General features: G+C 69.6%; 14 protein-coding genes. 6 read left to right on the top strand and 8 right to left on the bottom strand.

What is annotated here, in order from left to right; genetic code table 11:
• Positions 1-45: 45 nt before the first annotated feature.
• Positions 46-897: an AraC family transcriptional regulator gene (locus JOD27_RS03615; protein WP_204760616.1), complete on the bottom strand. Its 852-nt coding sequence runs from the start codon at positions 895-897 to the stop codon at positions 46-48.
• A 98-nt stretch (positions 898-995) separates the two neighbouring features.
• Between JOD27_RS03615 and JOD27_RS03620 the strand changes: the two genes are divergently transcribed.
• Positions 996-1646, top strand: a complete 651-nt coding sequence (locus JOD27_RS03620; RefSeq protein WP_204760617.1) for an alpha/beta fold hydrolase — start codon at positions 996-998, stop codon at positions 1644-1646.
• A 51-nt stretch (positions 1647-1697) separates the two neighbouring features.
• Here the strand turns inward: JOD27_RS03620 and JOD27_RS03625 are convergent, their stop codons facing one another.
• From JOD27_RS03625 to JOD27_RS03640, 4 genes are all read right to left on the bottom strand, one after another.
• Complete coding sequence (locus JOD27_RS03625; protein ID WP_204760618.1) at positions 1698-2117, bottom strand: hypothetical protein; 420 nt, start codon at positions 2115-2117, stop codon at positions 1698-1700.
• Positions 2118-2139: 22 nt separating this feature from the next.
• Complete coding sequence (locus JOD27_RS03630; protein ID WP_204760619.1) at positions 2140-2511, bottom strand: roadblock/LC7 domain-containing protein; 372 nt, start codon at positions 2509-2511, stop codon at positions 2140-2142.
• On the bottom strand, positions 2508-3398 hold the full coding sequence (locus tag JOD27_RS03635) for a hypothetical protein (protein ID WP_204760620.1): 891 nt from the start codon (positions 3396-3398) through the stop codon (positions 2508-2510). The genes JOD27_RS03630 and JOD27_RS03635 overlap by 4 nt, the downstream gene beginning before the upstream one ends.
• A 132-nt stretch (positions 3399-3530) precedes the next feature.
• Positions 3531-3947: a hypothetical protein gene (locus JOD27_RS03640; RefSeq protein ID WP_204760621.1), complete on the bottom strand. Its 417-nt coding sequence runs from the start codon at positions 3945-3947 to the stop codon at positions 3531-3533.
• Between JOD27_RS03640 and JOD27_RS03645 the strand changes: the two genes are divergently transcribed.
• The 3 genes from JOD27_RS03645 to JOD27_RS03655 are packed head-to-tail and all read left to right on the top strand — an operon-like array spanning position 3946 to position 8425.
• The gene (locus JOD27_RS03645; protein WP_204760622.1) at positions 3946-4677 is read left to right on the top strand and encodes an ATP-binding cassette domain-containing protein; all 732 of its coding nucleotides are present in this window, start codon (positions 3946-3948) and stop codon (positions 4675-4677) included. The genes JOD27_RS03640 and JOD27_RS03645 overlap by 2 nt on opposite strands.
• On the top strand, positions 4674-5306 hold the full coding sequence (locus JOD27_RS03650) for a hypothetical protein (RefSeq protein WP_204760623.1): 633 nt from the start codon (positions 4674-4676) through the stop codon (positions 5304-5306). The genes JOD27_RS03645 and JOD27_RS03650 overlap by 4 nt, the downstream gene beginning before the upstream one ends.
• Positions 5306-8425 carry an ATP-binding protein gene (locus tag JOD27_RS03655; protein WP_204760624.1) on the top strand — a complete coding sequence of 1040 codons (3120 nt, stop codon included), beginning with the start codon at positions 5306-5308 and terminating at the stop codon, positions 8423-8425. The genes JOD27_RS03650 and JOD27_RS03655 overlap by 1 nt, the downstream gene beginning before the upstream one ends.
• On the opposite strand, the gene JOD27_RS03660 is transcribed toward JOD27_RS03655, so the two are convergent.
• From JOD27_RS03660 to JOD27_RS03670, 3 genes are all read right to left on the bottom strand, one after another.
• On the bottom strand, positions 8345-9649 hold the full coding sequence (locus tag JOD27_RS03660) for an FAD-dependent monooxygenase (RefSeq protein ID WP_204760625.1): 1305 nt from the start codon (positions 9647-9649) through the stop codon (positions 8345-8347). The two genes, JOD27_RS03655 and JOD27_RS03660, sit on opposite strands and share 81 nt — an antisense overlap.
• An 84-nt stretch (positions 9650-9733) precedes the next feature.
• Positions 9734-11254 carry a flagellar basal body protein FliL gene (locus JOD27_RS03665; RefSeq protein ID WP_204760626.1) on the bottom strand — a complete coding sequence of 507 codons (1521 nt, stop codon included), beginning with the start codon at positions 11252-11254 and terminating at the stop codon, positions 9734-9736.
• Entirely contained in the window at positions 11251-11703 is a 453-nt protein-coding gene (locus JOD27_RS03670; RefSeq protein ID WP_204760627.1) for a hypothetical protein, read from the bottom strand. Before JOD27_RS03670 ends, JOD27_RS03665 begins: the two co-directional genes overlap by 4 nt.
• A 17-nt stretch (positions 11704-11720) precedes the next feature.
• Here JOD27_RS03670 and JOD27_RS03675 point away from each other — a divergent pair, with 17 nt between their 5' ends.
• The gene (locus JOD27_RS03675) at positions 11721-12530 is read left to right on the top strand and encodes an SIR2 family NAD-dependent protein deacylase (protein ID WP_204760628.1); all 810 of its coding nucleotides are present in this window, start codon (positions 11721-11723) and stop codon (positions 12528-12530) included.
• Positions 12531-12539: 9 nt separating this feature from the next.
• Positions 12540-14054, top strand: a complete 1515-nt coding sequence (locus tag JOD27_RS03680; protein WP_204760629.1) for a class I adenylate-forming enzyme family protein — start codon at positions 12540-12542, stop codon at positions 14052-14054.
• The last annotated feature ends 309 nt before the right edge of the window (positions 14055-14363 follow it).

The following is a 14363-nucleotide window of genomic DNA, read 5'->3' on the forward strand; positions in this document are numbered from 1 at the left end:
CCAAACAGTACGCGCGTCCTGTTAGCCGCTTCAACCAAGGTTGCCCTAAGTCACGCGGTACTCGCCGGGCGAGCGGCCCATGATCCTCTTGAACGCGGCGCTGAACGCGCTTTCGGTGCGATATCCGACCGCGGCGGCGATCGACGCGACCGTGTCCGTGGTGTCCCTGAGCAGGCGAGAGGCGGCCTGCATGCGCAGGCGCGCCAGGTAGTCGAGCGGCGTCAGACCGACGGTCTCCTTGAACCGCAAGAAGAACGTGGACCGCGACATCGCCGCGACCGCCGCCAGCTCGCCGACGGTCCACGGGTGCCCGAGGTCGTCGTGCAGCGCCTGGAACGCCGGCCCGAGCCGCGGGTGCAGCGACGGGCTCGGCGCGTGATCGCGGAGAACCTGGAGCAGGAGCACCTGGGAGAGCCGGTCGAGGATCGCCTTGCCGCCGTCGACCTCGCTCCTGATCAACGCGATCGTGGCCTGCGCCGTGCCGGTGCGGGCTCGCACGTGGACGACCGGCGGCAGGACGTCGAGCAGTCGCGCGGCTTCCGGATCGCACGTGAAGCCCGCGCCGACCAGCGTCGTGTCGTGGCCTTCCCCGACGGTCGCCCGGTCGCGGGTGGTGCCGTCGTCGTGCCGGTAGTACGGCGCCGCGAACACCGACGGCGTGTCCGGATCACTCGCGATCCGGTACGGCCGCCGCCCCGCGATGACGTAGCAGTCGCCTTCCTCTGCCCAGAAACCCTGCCCGCCGACCGTGATGTGCACGCGGCCGCGCACCACGACCTCGACCCGCAGGTCCAGCCGCCCGACGAAATGCAGCGCCCACCGCCCGCCCGCGTGCAGGGGCGTCGTGACGGCCCAGTTCACGCTCAGCGTCGACAGCACGTGCTCGAGCGGGTTCACCAACCTCGGACTCTCCCGACAGGACAACGGACTCTGGCGACGGTGCCAGTCGATCTTGCCTGGTTAGCGTACGGGCACACCGAAGACGAGGAGATGTGATGGACCGCGGGAACCTGTTGCTCGTGCACGGCGCCTGGCACGGGTCGTGGTGCTGGGACCTGCTGGTCCCCGAGCTGCGGTCGAGGGGCTGGGCCACGTCGGTGGTCGACCTGCCGGGGACCGGTGTGCACGCCGACGCGAAGGCCGTCCGGGACGCGTTGCTGGACGTCGACGGTCCGGTGACGGTGCTGGCGCACTCGTACGGGGGCGTCCCCGTCGCGCAGGTCGCGGCGTCGGTCCACTCGGTCACGGGACTGATCTACCTGGCGGCCCACATGCTCGAACCGGGCGAGAGCGTGGTGTCACCGCTCGGAGGCCCCTGGTACCCGGAGGGCACCGCGGTGCTGGACGTGCCGGAGCAGGCACGGGAGCTGCTCTTCGCGGATGTCCCGGACGAGGTGGCCGAGTGGGCGCTGCGACAGTTGCGGCCGCAGCCCGCGGCCGTGTTCGAGCAGGAGCAGACCGAGGCGGCGTGGCAGCTGTTGCCGACCGCGGCGATCCTCTGCGACGACGACCGGATCCTGCCTCCGGTGTTCGCGCAACGAGCGGCGAAGGCGGAGGTCGTGCGACACCTGCCGGGCGGCCACTCGCCGTTCCTGGCGCGACCGCGGGCGCTCGCCGATCTCGTGTGCGAGATCGCTCAGGGGTAGCCCGGCCGGGGCCGGAGGAGTCGCCGGGCTACCCGCGGAAGGGCGGCGCGGCTACGCGCCGCCGTGTTCCTTGACGACCCGGCGGGCCGAGGCGAAGAGCATGCCGATGTTGACCGACTTGGGGCACACGACGACGGCGACGACGTCCTCGTGGTGGTTGTTGCGGATGAACAGGTGCGTGAGGTTGCTGCTGTTGACCAGGATCTCCTGGAAGTAGTGCTCGGAGCTCGAGATGCCGCGCCGCTCCTTGAAGACGTCTTCGATCATGGTCACCGTGCGGCCCTGGAAGAGGTCCAGCGTGGCCCCGGCGAGCAGGTCGAGCACCTCCGACGGGTGGCTCTCGGTCGTCTCGAACGAGAGCAGCATGCCGGTGGCCATGTCGACGACGCCGGCGGCGAGACAGCCGGGCACCTCCTGCCGCAGGTATCGGACCATCGCGGCCATCTGGTCGGACATGGCTCTGTTGCTCATCTTCGTCATTTCACGTTTCTTTTCAGGCGGCGGTGAGAACGGAGTTGATGCGTTCGATCGCGGGCTGTGACTCCTGGTGGAGCCGGGTCACGTTGAGTCCTTCGTCGCCGAGCACCACCATGAGGGCCAGTGCGCCGACCGCGTACACGGCCATACAGCCGTTGCTGCTGAAGACGACGGTTTGCCGGAATGCTCCCTGACCGGCGACCTCGCTGGTTCGCCTGGCAATTCCGAGATCGGCGGCGGCCAGTGCGGAGATGACCTCGGTGTCGATCCTGTCGGACATGTCCGCCATAATCAGAATGCCGTCGTTCGCGGCGATCAGCGTGTCGGTGATTCCGGTGACTCGTTCGCGCAGACCGTGCAGCTCGGCGGCCAGCACGTCGTGATTCACGGCTTCTTCCTCTCTGTCTGTTTGAACAGCTTCGGTAACAGTTGGCGCCTCAACGACCGGGGCAGCGGGACGTCGTCGCCGTCGTCGCCGGAAACGGGTTCCGGCGGCGGGTTCGGGGGAGGGGGAGGCGGTGTCGGCGGGGGCATCTGCCGTGGCCGCAGCGGCACCGCGAGCGGTGGTCCCGCCGCGATGACCGTCGTGCCCGGCACGATCGTCAGCAGGCCGTCGGCCACCATGCGGCAGGCCTCGATCGTCACGGGGTAGACGCTGCGGCCCGACACGAACGCGATGTCGCGCGTGGTGCGTCTGCCCGTGGCGTGGGCGAGGATCTCTCCGCGCACCGGGCCGAGATCCCGCAGGTGGGAGCCGGGAGCGGGGGCCAGGCGGTCACGGTGGGGCGCCAGCGGGTGCTTCAGCGCCAGCAGCGAGCTGATCCGCCGCGAGGTCTCCTGGAGCAACCGGACCGGGTCGATCGCGCTGTTCATCGCGACGGGGATGTCGAGCGTTCGCGGGGTGAACGTGCAGTCCTCGATGTCGCCCGCGACGATGGTGAACGCCGCGTCCTGCGTGGCCATCATCGCCACGACGTGCAGTTCGGTCTCGCCGATGGTGCCGCGGGTGCCGGTGGTGAGCGCGGCGGTCCACTCGGATTCGCTGATTCGTCCTGTGCGCAACAACAACGCGTCCGGCCCCGGTGAACCCGCGCTCTCCACGCAGATGATGCCGCCATCACGCAGATGAATTCTTCCGCCGGGATTTCCCAGGACGTGCAACGTTCCCGTGGCGCCTGCCGAGCCGCGTCCGGTGAGCGCACCCGCGAGCAGGTCGAAGGAGAATTGCGTACCGGTTTTCAGGGTGTCACCCGCATTCGTCTTACCGAGCCGCACGGTTTCGTTCGCCGCGCTTCTGGGAAGTCATCTTTGTTGCTCGGGTGACGGTTTGTCGCCACTGTTCACTCGATCGTGTGAAAAGCGACCAGATTATATTTATTGGGCATGCATGTGGTGCAACTCAGAGTTTCACGCGGCGAACATGAGAATGATTCCGAAGGTGCCCAGCATCAGTAGTTTCGCGCATTCGAGCACGATGTAGGCGAGATGTGTGCTTGCCCGAGGGGGTGTCCCTCCATCGATGATGATCTGGGCCCTGGCCTCCAGCCGCGGACGCAGCACGACCACCTGAACGGCGAGCGTCACGGCGAGTGCGACCAACAGGACGGTGGCGGCGAGCGGGCGTGGGGCGAGCGAGAACGTGATGGCGGTGGCCGCGGCGAGAACGATCTCCGAGGCGTTGAGCGCGCGGAACACGAGCCTGCCGATGCCGAGACCCAGCGGCAGCGTGATGCCGGGCGCGCGGAACTTCAGCGGCGCCTCTATGGAGATCGCCAGGACCATGCCGAGCCAGATGCACGCCAAAGCGAGCGGAAGAGGTGTCATGGATGGTTATCTTGACGGGGTGCTCCTCGATCAGGTCTCCAAGCGGTACGGGCGCGGGCCCTGGGTGCTGCGCGACCTCACGCTGGAAGTCTCCGGTCCGGTCGTCCTGACCGGGGCCAACGGCACCGGCAAGTCCACGTTGCTCAAGATCGCCGCCGGCGTGCTGAAGCCGACGTCCGGGCGCGTGGTCCGGCCCGCCTCCGTCGGTTATGTGCCGGAGCGGTTTCCTTCGGACGTCAAGATGTCCGCCTCGTCGTACCTGGCGCACATGGGCAGGGTTCGGCGTGCCGCGGCGAACGACGTGCTGGAACGGCTGGGGTTCGTCGGGTCGCTGACGGCGCCGATGTCGGAGCTGTCGAAGGGCAACGCGCAGAAAGTCGCGCTGGCACAAGCGTTTCTGGCTTCCGACGTGCTGGTGCTGGACGAGCCGTGGACGGGTCTCGACCCGGCGGCGTCGGCCGAGCTGGTGTCGCTGCTGGAGGGGCGGACGGCGCTGGTGTCCGACCACGAGGGGCATTTCGCGTCGGCGACGCGGGTGGATCTCGCCGGTGGGCACGTGACGATCGAGCTCAGCCGCGTGGTGGGGCTGGACGCGTTGGAGGCGTTGGAGGGCGTGCGGTCCGTGCTGGCTCGCGGGTCGTCGGCCCGGGTGGTGGTGGCGCCGGACCGCAGTGACCACGTGCTGGCCGAGGCGTTGCGGCTCGGGTGCTCGGTGCGGAGCGTGCGGTGATCTCCCTGGTGCGGTACCTCGCGGCGGACGTCTTCCGCGGGCAGCGGTATCTGGCGCCCGTGATCGTGTTTCTCGGCGTGATGGGCATGTTGTTCTCCAGCGATGCCGGGCAGCCGCTGGAGGCCTACTCGGGGTCGTCCGCGTTGCTGTACCCGATCGCGGCCTGGATGGCCGTTGTGGTGGCGACGTCCGAGGACGCGGTGCGGCGCGAGATCACCGTCGTGTCGGCCGGTGGGTGGTCGCGCGTGCTGACCGCGGCTGCCGTGGTCGCCGTGGCGATCGCGGTGGCGATGGCTCTGGTGGGTGCGGTGTGGCCGGTGGTGACGAACCCGCACCCGTACACGGCCGGCGAGTTTTTTGTCGGACTCGGCGCGCATACTGTGTGTGCGTTGCTCGGCGTTGGTGTGGGATTGATGTTCGCGCGCCCGGTGTTCGACTCCATCGGGCGGACGGTGCTGGCCGTGTTCTCGGTCGTGGTGCTGACGTATCCGCTGGGGCGGGCGACCCCGCTCGGGTGGGTGCTGGACGCGTTGGGGCACAACACGTTCTCGCTGTCCGTGGTGTGGGCCGGCGTCGTCGGTGCCGCGCTGGTGGCCGGTGCGGTCCTCGTGGGTGTACGGCGAGCCTGATGCGCGTCAACGTTCTCGGCCCGCTTCAGGTCGTGGTGGACGGCGCTCCCGTCGAGGTGCGCGGGAAGCGGCTGCGCTGGTTGCTGATCCGCCTGGCGATGGAGCCGGGGCAGGTGGTCGCCGCCGAACGGCTGATCGCGGATCTGTGGCCGGACGAGCCCCCGGTCGACGGCGCCGCGGCGTTGCAGTCGCTGGTGTCGCGGTTGCGGCGCACGGTGGGTGCCGGCGCGGTGTCCTCGCACGCCCTGGGGTACCGGCTGGAGGCCTCGACCGACGTCGAGGAGTTCTGCCGTACCCGCGATGCGGCGTTGTGGCGCGGGGCGGCGTTCGAGGAGGCGCCGTTCGCGGTCGACGAGGCCGTGCGCTTGGCGTTGTTGCGGAACGACTTGGCGGGATTGGAGGCTTTGGCTGCCGCGCACCCGCTGCGCGAGGACGTGCAGGCGCGGTTGATGCTGGCGCTGCACGAAGCAGGGCGTCGATCGGACGCGCTGGAGGTGTTCGCGCGCGTCCGGGCCGCGCTGGCCGACGAACTCGGCGTGGATCCCGGTGAGGCCTTGGCTGCCGCTCACGTGACGGTGTTGCGGGAGCGTTCCTCGCGCGGGAACCTCCCGGCTGCCGTCGGGTCGTTCGTCGGGCGTGACGAGGATCTGGCGCGGCTCGCCGACTTGTTGCGGGACAACCGGTTGGTGACGCTGACCGGGTTCGGCGGGGTGGGCAAGACGCGGCTCGCGCTGAGCCACGCGGCGTCGGTCGCCGAGGCGTGGTTCGTCGAGCTGGACTCCGCCGCCGAGCCGCTGGCCGCGCTGGACGCGGCGCTGGGGCCGAACCCGTTGGCCACACCGGTGTTCTCGCGGCTCGGGTCGTCGCTGGTGGTGCTGGACAACTGCGAGCACGTCGTGGACGCGGCGGCCGCGTTGTGCGTCCGGATGCTGGCCGAGGCGCCGGACGTGCGGGTGCTGGCGACGTCACGGGAGCCGTTGGGGATCCCGGGCGAGGTCGTGCATCCGGTGGCGCCGCTGGATCCCGACCACGCCGTGCGGTTGTTCTCGGCGCGGGTCGGGGCCGCGCTGGACGCCGACGTGGTGCGGCGGGTTTGCGTTGCGCTGGACGGGATTCCGCTCGCCCTGGAGCTGGCGGCGGCACGGGCGCGGTCGCTCTCGGCCGCGCAGCTCGAGGCGCGGGTGGACAGCCGGCTGCGGTTGCTCGATCGCGGATCGCGGACCGGGCCCGCGCGGCACCGGACGTTGCGGGCGGTGATCGACTGGAGCTGGGAGCTGCTGGACGACGCCGAGCGGATGTTGCTCGCGCGGCTCGCGGTTTTTGTGGGCGGGGCGACGGCCGCGGCGGTGCACGAGGTGTGCGGGGCGGGTTTGCGCGGGGGTGAGCCCTCGCTGGGAACTCCTGTGTCCCACCGTGGTCAGCGGGTTCCGGGTGGGCTGGGCAGCGTTGGGGAGGAGCCGTCGGAACCCGGTACTGGTGCCTGGGTTGGCGACCCGGCGCCCGAGGCGGGCGGGGCAGGCTTGCGCAGGGGTACCCCCGAGCTGGGAATCCCTGCGTTTCAACGTACTCAGGACCCTCGACAAGATCGGGAAGGCGTCGAGGGTCAGGCTGCGGCACCCGCTGCCGGTGTTGGGGTTGGAGAGGCCGGGCAGGGCCACGTGGCGTCGGCCGGTCACACCGCGCCTGAGGCGGGCGGGGCGGGCTTGCGCAGGGGTACCCCCTTGCTGGGAACCCCTGCGTTTCAACGTACTCAGGACCACCGACAAGATCAGGATCTCTGGGACACCGAGGACCTGCTGGCGGCGCTCGTCGAGAAGTCGCTGGTGGTGAGGGCGGGGGAGCGGTACCGGTTGCTGGAGACCGTGCGCGAGTACGCGGGGGAGCAGGGGCAGGCCGATCCCGCGAGGCACGCGGCTTACTACGTGGCGCTGGCCGAGCGGAACGAGCCGTTGCTGCGCGGGCCGCGGCAGCTGGAGGCGTTGAAGGTCTTCGATCTGGAGCGGGGCAACCTCGACGCGGCGCAGGCGTGGGCGGTGAGGCACGACCTGCCGATCGCGCGGCGGATGATGGCCGCGCGCACGTGGCATTGGCTGGTCATGACCAAGCGGGTCGAGGAGATCCGGCGGTGGGCGCCGTACCTTCCGGACGACCCGCTGTCGCAGGTTCTCGCCTCGCTCGGCACACCACGGGCCGTGGAGGCGGCGGAGAAGCTCTGGCAGGAGGATGTGCCGACGGCGCTGTGCGCGCTGATGCTGACCAGCGGCCAGGTGTGGGGTCTCACCGAGCTCGCGCAGCGGCTCACCGCGCTGGCCGACCGGCTGGAGCGGTCGCCGGACGAGTGGATGCGGGCGTTCGCGGCCCTCATGAGGGGTGTGGTGGCGGGCGAGTTCAGCGAGGGAGCGGCGCCGCGGGCGGAGGCCGCGTATCGGGAGGCGCTGGACAGGTTCCGTGTGGTGGGCGATCGGTGGGCCGTGGTGTTCGGGCTGTCGTGCCTGGTCATGGTGCTGATCAACCGCGGGGCGTTCGCCGAGGGGTTCCGGGCGGTGTCGGAGGCTCGTCAGGTCGCGGAGGAGCTGGGCGAACCGGAGAGCGTGCTGGTGCCGATGTCGGTGCTGGTGCAGACCGCCCGCCTCAAGATCAGGATCGGGGACCTCGACGGGGCACGCGAGGAGCTGGCCCTGGTGTCGGCGTCGCCGCACGATCTCGATCGGGGGCGGGTCGCGCAGGCCTACGGTGAGGTGGCGTACTTCAACGGTGATTTCGAGCGCGCGGTCGAGCTCTACCAGCAGGCGTTGCACGCCACGGAAGGGTCGCAGGCCGTCCAGTTCCGTGCGACCGTCCACGCCGGACTCGGGCTGGCGCTGACGCGTCTCGGTCATCTCGGCCGGGCCGGCGAGGAACACCGGAAGGCTCTCGACACTGTCAACAGGAGCGTGGACGGGCCTGCGCGCGCGTCGGTGCTGGAGACCTACGCGGACTGGCTGGTCGCCCAGGGCGACCCCCGGAGTGCGGGGGAGGCCCTGGACGAGGCGGAGAGGCTACGCGGCGGCCCGAGCGGCGACCCGGCGGTGGTGCAGCTGCGTGACAGGGTTCGCGCCGAAATAGGCGTCGATCGCTGACCTGCCGATGGCCGCGACGTAGCCGTCCGGGCGCACCAGCACCGGGCCGTCGCTGAGCTCCAGCGTCACGAAGTCGGGGCCGCGCAACAGGTCGAAGATCCGGCCCTGCTCGGTGATCCCGTCGGGCATGCGGTCACCGGGCTGCAGACCTTCGCCGTCGGAAGTCCGGTAGGACAACGACAGCTGCAGCGTCTCGTCGTCGCGCTTCGCGAACGGGTCGCCGGACGTCATGATCTTGGTCGTCAGGCCCAGCAACCACTCCGCGACCGGCTTGCGCTCGGACTCGTAGGTGTCGAGCAACGTCTCCATCGCGAGCTTCCAGCCGAGGTTGTAGGCGTCCTGGATGCCGGTGTTCATGCCCTGCGCGCCCGCGGGGGAGTGCACGTGCGCGGCGTCGCCCGCGAGGAACACCCGGCCGACGCGGAAGCGGTCGACCATGCGGATGTTGGTGCGGTACAACGACGTCCACGTCGCGTCGTGGAGGACCACGTCGTCCAGGCCGGTGCGTTCGCGGACGATCTGCCGGTACAGCTCGAGCGACGGCTCACCCGTTCCGGTCGCCTGGAACTGGAAGAGGTCCGTGCCGGGCAACGGGCACAGCGCGAGGAACCTCTCCATGCCGCCGCCCCAGCAGTGCCAGTAGTCGCGGTCGAGGCCGGAGACCCGGACGTCGCCCACGAGCATCCGCTGGTCCTCCCACGTCTCGCCGACGAACTGCACGCCGAGATGCTTGCGCACGAACGACTTCCCGCCGTCACAACCCACGAGGTACTTGGCGCGCACGGTCTCCGTGCCCAGGACCGCGGTGACCCCGTCGTCGTCCTGGCTGAACGACGTGAGTGGCGTGCCGTACTCGACGGCGCCCGCAGGCAACGCGTCCCGCAGGATCTGCTCGACGCGGAACTGCGGGATGAGCATGGTGCTCGCGTACGGACGGTCGGTCGTGGGGTGCCGATCTTCGTGAACGTCCCACTCCCGCAGCACTTCGCGGCCGTCGTAGACGCGCATCCGCATGTGGAACCGGCCGGACGCGAGGACGGGCTCGATGACGCCGAGGTCGTGGAACACCTCCATCGACCGCGGCTGCAGGCCCTTGCCGCGCGAACCCGCGAACGGCGCGGGCGAGGCGTCGACGATGCGGAACGGAACCCCGCGGCGGGCGAGGTCGAGGGCGAGGGTGAGGCCGGTCGGGCCGGCGCCGATGATCAGAACCTGGGTGTCCATGGCGGCAACACTCCGCCGGTGAACTGCCACGACCCTGTCACCGCGCTGTTGCGGATGACAGGGCCGAGGCTGAGCTGCGAAAACCTACTTCTTGATCAGCTCGATCAGCGCGTCGACGTCCTTGGGCTCGAAGCCGCGGAACACCGTCAGCGCCAGCTCGTAGTAGGAGCGGACCGGGCTCACGTACCACTTGCCGCCGACCTCGGTCGCGACGACGCCGACACCTGTCTTCATGACCGACGCCGCCACCCTGCCGATGACCTCGACCGCCGCGGCCGGGATCTTCCCGCCGCCCTGCTGCTGCATCAGCTGCGTGATCTCGTCGGCGCACAGCTTCTGCGAACCCTGGCCGGGCACGTCGGCCGCGTAGCAGTCACCCTCGCGGACGATCGTGACGGTCTCGCCCTCGGCGGTCACCGACAGCTTCTTGACGGTGACCTGCTTGCCGCCGGTCACGTCCTTGACGTCGGTCTCCAGGGCGTTCAGCTTGGCGCCGGTCGGCTTCATCGTGCCCGCCTGCTCCAGCAGCAGCGGGCCGAGGTCCTGCAGCACACCGGCCTCGTCCGGCGGCAGCAGCGTGACGACCTTCTTCAGGTCACCGTCGAGCGCGGCGGTGACCAGCTGCTTCGCCGCCTCCTGCGCCGAGGCAGCCCCCTGCGGCGCGAAGCCCTGCTGCGGCCACTTCAGCTTCTCCTCCTCGAGGATCGCGTTGGCGATCGTGTAGAAGGCGCTCGGGTACCACTTGTCGCCGACCTTGATCGACGCGATGCCGATCGGCTCGCCGCGCTTCTGGACCTCGGCGGTGATGTCCCAGGTCTCGGTCGTGGACTTGGTCAGGCTGACCTTGTCGCCGATCGCGTCCATCAGCTTGTCGGTCAGCGGGATCTTCGAGACGTCCGAGGTGACCGTGATCTTGCCCTCGACCAGCTTGTTGATGGTGAGGTGGTCGTTGATCTTCTCGGCCTTGGCCTCGTCGAACTTGACGTTCTCGCTCTTGAACTCGACACCGGTGAGCTTGTTCGGGTCGGCATCGGGCTTCAGGATCTCGAGACGCTTCATCTCCTTCGTCATCGAGTCCATGTAGTCCTTCGACAGCGCGGCTTCCGCGGGCGCGAGCGACGCCATGATGCCGACGACGTCACCGCTGCCGAGCTGCTCGATGAGGTTCTTCGCCGCGACGGCCGGGGTGTCCTGGCCCGCGTTCGCCGCCGGGTCGGACTTCTTCAGCGCGAAGAACGTGACAGCGCCGCCCACGAGGAGCAGCACGGCGACGACGGCCGTGATGACCAGGCCTGTGCGCTTCTTCTTCGGCGGCTCGCCGCCCATCGGCGCGTAGCCGTACGGCTGCTGCTCGAAGCCCTGCTGCGGAAAGCCCTGTGGACCCGTCTGCGGGTAGCCCTGCTGCGGAAAGCCCTGCGGGCCCGTCTGCGGGTAGCCCTGCTGCGGGAAACCCTGCGGCTGGCTCTGGGGATAGCCGCCCTGCTGCGGCTGGGGTCCCGTCTGCGGGTAACCACCCTGCTGCGGGTAGCCGCCCTGCTGGGGCTGCTGCCCGTACGGGTTGTTCTGCGGCTGCCACTGGCCACCGCCACCACCTGGGTAGCTCACGGATTCCCTCCCGGAGTTCTCACTGCGCTGCGCCTGTTGGAGGTGAGCACCGTGATCGCCCCCACGATCGTCAGTACGGCACCGGCAAGGGTGACGACCGGTCCGGCGATGCTGATTCCGACCAATGCACCCTTGCTATCCCCTTGGACCGCGGCTAGTAGGGCCACGGTTCCCGCGATCGTGCCAAAGAGAAGGCCCACGCACGCGGCAATTCGACGAAAACGGACCACATACAGAGCCGCGGCGATCATCGCGAGCGGCGTGAGACCCACCCAGACCGACGTGACGACCCCGCCGGCCACCCCGTCCAACCCGGCGAGATCACGCAGCGAAAGCACCTCGTAACTGTCCCTTGTCGTCGATCCGGACTTCAGCCAGGGAAGGAAAGTCCCGGTGATGGAAGTGATCAAGCCCACTGCCGCGATCGCGGCTCCCACTGCGCTGCGCACCGGACTAGTGTGACCCGATGGCCTCGGACGCGTGCACAGCGGCACGGGCGCTGGTCGCGTCCGCGCACCGGATCACCGTGCTGACGGGCGCCGGGATCTCCACCGACTCGGGCATCCCCGACTTCCGCGGTACCGACGGTCTGTGGGCGCGCGACGCCGACGCCGGGCGGGCCGCGTCGATCGACACCTACCTCGCCGATCCCGAGGTGCGCAGGCTCGCGTGGCGGACGCGGCTCGACAGTCCCGTGTGGACCGCGAAGCCCAACTCCGCGCACAAGGCGTTGGTGGAACTGGAACGGTCGGGGCGGCTGCGCACCGTCGTCACCCAGAACATCGACGGCCTGCACCAGAAAGCCGGCTCCGATCCGCATCGCGTGCTGGAGCTGCACGGCACGTTGCACGCGACTGTGTGCCTCTCATGTGGAGCCACGGGCCCGATGCGCGATGCGTTGAAGCGCGTCGCCGAGGGCGAGCCCGAGCCGGATTGCCTGCGCTGCGGGGGAATCCTCAAATCCGCCACGATCTCGTTCGGACAGGAGCTCGACGGCGAGGTGCTGCGGCGTGCCCGGCTCGCGGTGCTGGACTGCGACGTGCTGCTGGTAGCCGGGACGTCGCTGTCGGTGCAGCCCGCGGCAGGCCTCGTGCCGCTCGCGGCACGCGCCGGTGCCCAGGTCATCATCTGCAACGCCGAACCGACGCCGTACGACGCCTTGGCGGCCGTTGTCCTGCACGAACCCGTCGGCGAAGTGCTGCCCGACCTCAGTTCCGTTCCTCCATCCGGGGGAGGCCGGTTCTCGTCCTGGGGAGATCCGAGCACCTGGCCGTAGGGTCGGAACATGCGCGTACCGCTTATCACCACGGACTTCCTGGATCGGGCGTCGTTCGCGTTCGGTGCGACGACCGCGACCATCGACGAACCCGACCAGCCTGCCAAGCCGGTCGAGACGACGACGTATGCGGAGATGGCGACCCGTGTGCGCGCGTGGCAGGCCGGGTTCGACGCACTGGGCATCGGCGAGGGCGAGCGGATCGCCGTCGTCAGCCACAACTCGGCGCGGCTGCTGGAACTGCTGCACGCGGTGCCCGGCAGCGGGCGCATCTGCGTGCCGGTGAACTTCCGCCTGCGCCCCGACGAGGTGAAGTACATCGTCGAGCACAGCGGTGCGTCGGCGTTGTTCGTCGACCCGGAGCTGGAGCTGGACGACGTGGTGGCGCGGCACCGGTTCACGCTCGGCGAGGAGTCGGATTCGCTGCTTCGGTTCGATGTGGAGCCACGGCCGTGGAGCGAGCCCTCGGAGGACGCGACCGCGACCATCAACTACACGTCCGGCACCACCGCACGGCCCAAGGGCGTGCAGCTCACGCACCGCAACATCTGGCTGAACGCCGTCACCTTCGCCATGCACACGCGTGCGTGGGAGGGCGACGTCTACATGCACGTGCTGCCGATGTTCCACTGCAACGGCTGGGGAATGCCGTTCGGCCTCGCCGGTCTGGGCGTGCCGCAGGTGGTGCTGCGCAAGGTTGACGGCGCCGAGATCCTGCGCCGCGTACGCGACCACGGCGTCACGCTGATGTGCGGCGCACCGGCCGTGTGGAACGCCGTGCTCGACGCCGCCCAGTCGTGGGACGGCGAGATCCCCGGCCGTGACCGCGTGCGGATCGTGTGTGCCGGCGCGCCGCCGCCCTCGCGCACGATCCAGCGCGTGACCGAGGAGCTCGGATGGGAGTTCCTGCAGATCTACGGCCTGACCGAGACGGCACCGCTGCTCACCTTCAACCGCGCCCAGCCGGGACCGGCCGGTGAGGAGAAGGCGAAGAAGCAGTCACGGGCGGGCGCTCCGGCGCTGGGCGCGCAGCTGCGGATCTCCGACACCGGTGAGGTGCTCGCGCGGTCGAACGTGGTCATGGAGGGCTACTGGGACAACCCGCAGGCGACCGCCGACGCGATCGAGGACGGCTGGTTCCACACCGGCGACGGCGGCCACTTCGACGACGAGGGCTACCTGACGATCTCCGACCGCAAGAAGGACGTGATCATCACCGGCGGCGAGAACGTCTCGTCCATCGAGGTCGAGGACTGCTTGTTCTCGCACCCGGCCGTCGCCGAGGTCGCGGTCATCGGTGTGCCGGACGAGAAGTGGGGTGAAACGATCAAGGCTTTGGTCGTGCGCTCCGGGGACGTCACCGAGGCCGAGCTGATCAAGCACTGCAAGGAGCGGCTCGCCGGGTACAAGGCGCCGACGTCGATCGAGTTCCGCGACTCGATCCCGCGCACGGCGACCGGCAAGATCCAGAAGTTCAAGCTCCGCGAACCGTACTGGGCTGGGCGGGAGCGAGGAGTCAACTGATATGTAGTGGGCTCCTGTCAAGGGGCAAGGTGAGGCGCCCGCGAGGATGTTCCTGGCGGGCGCCTCGTGCTTCGTCGTGGCGTTGTGGCGGGTGAGCGTGTCGTTGGCGACGCGGATGTGATCACGGGCCGGAGTCAGCCTCGCCTGGATCAGCTCGCCGGTGACGCTGTCGATCGCCGCGGCCGCGACAGATCGCGCGTGCACGTCCAGCCCCACGCTCGTACGCTCGGTAAACACCGGGGCCTCCCACGCATGTCGGATAGGCCGAGCAGGCGGCCCCTGCCCGGCAACCCACGAATCTGCGTGAGC

It is taken from the genome of Lentzea nigeriaca, assembly GCF_016907955.1.
GTDB classification, from domain to species: Bacteria; Actinomycetota; Actinomycetes; order Mycobacteriales; family Pseudonocardiaceae; genus Lentzea; species Lentzea nigeriaca.

What these genes read in the sequence shown, in the direction of transcription:
- JOD27_RS03645 (WP_204760622.1), top strand. Translation starts at nt 3,946, where the DNA reads ATGGATGGTTATCTTGACGGGGTGCTCCTCGATCAGGTCTCCAAGCGG.
- JOD27_RS03620 (WP_204760617.1), top strand. Translation starts at nt 996, where the DNA reads ATGGACCGCGGGAACCTGTTGCTCGTGCACGGCGCCTGGCACGGGTCG.
- JOD27_RS03680 (WP_204760629.1), top strand. Translation starts at nt 12,540, where the DNA reads ATGCGCGTACCGCTTATCACCACGGACTTCCTGGATCGGGCGTCGTTC.
- JOD27_RS03655 (WP_204760624.1), top strand. Translation starts at nt 5,306, where the DNA reads ATGCGCGTCAACGTTCTCGGCCCGCTTCAGGTCGTGGTGGACGGCGCT.
- JOD27_RS03640 (WP_204760621.1), bottom strand. Translation starts at nt 3,947, where the DNA reads ATGACACCTCTTCCGCTCGCTTTGGCGTGCATCTGGCTCGGCATGGTC.
- JOD27_RS03625 (WP_204760618.1), bottom strand. Translation starts at nt 2,117, where the DNA reads ATGAGCAACAGAGCCATGTCCGACCAGATGGCCGCGATGGTCCGATAC.
- JOD27_RS03660 (WP_204760625.1), bottom strand. Translation starts at nt 9,649, where the DNA reads ATGGACACCCAGGTTCTGATCATCGGCGCCGGCCCGACCGGCCTCACC.
- JOD27_RS03675 (WP_204760628.1), top strand. Translation starts at nt 11,721, where the DNA reads ATGGCCTCGGACGCGTGCACAGCGGCACGGGCGCTGGTCGCGTCCGCG.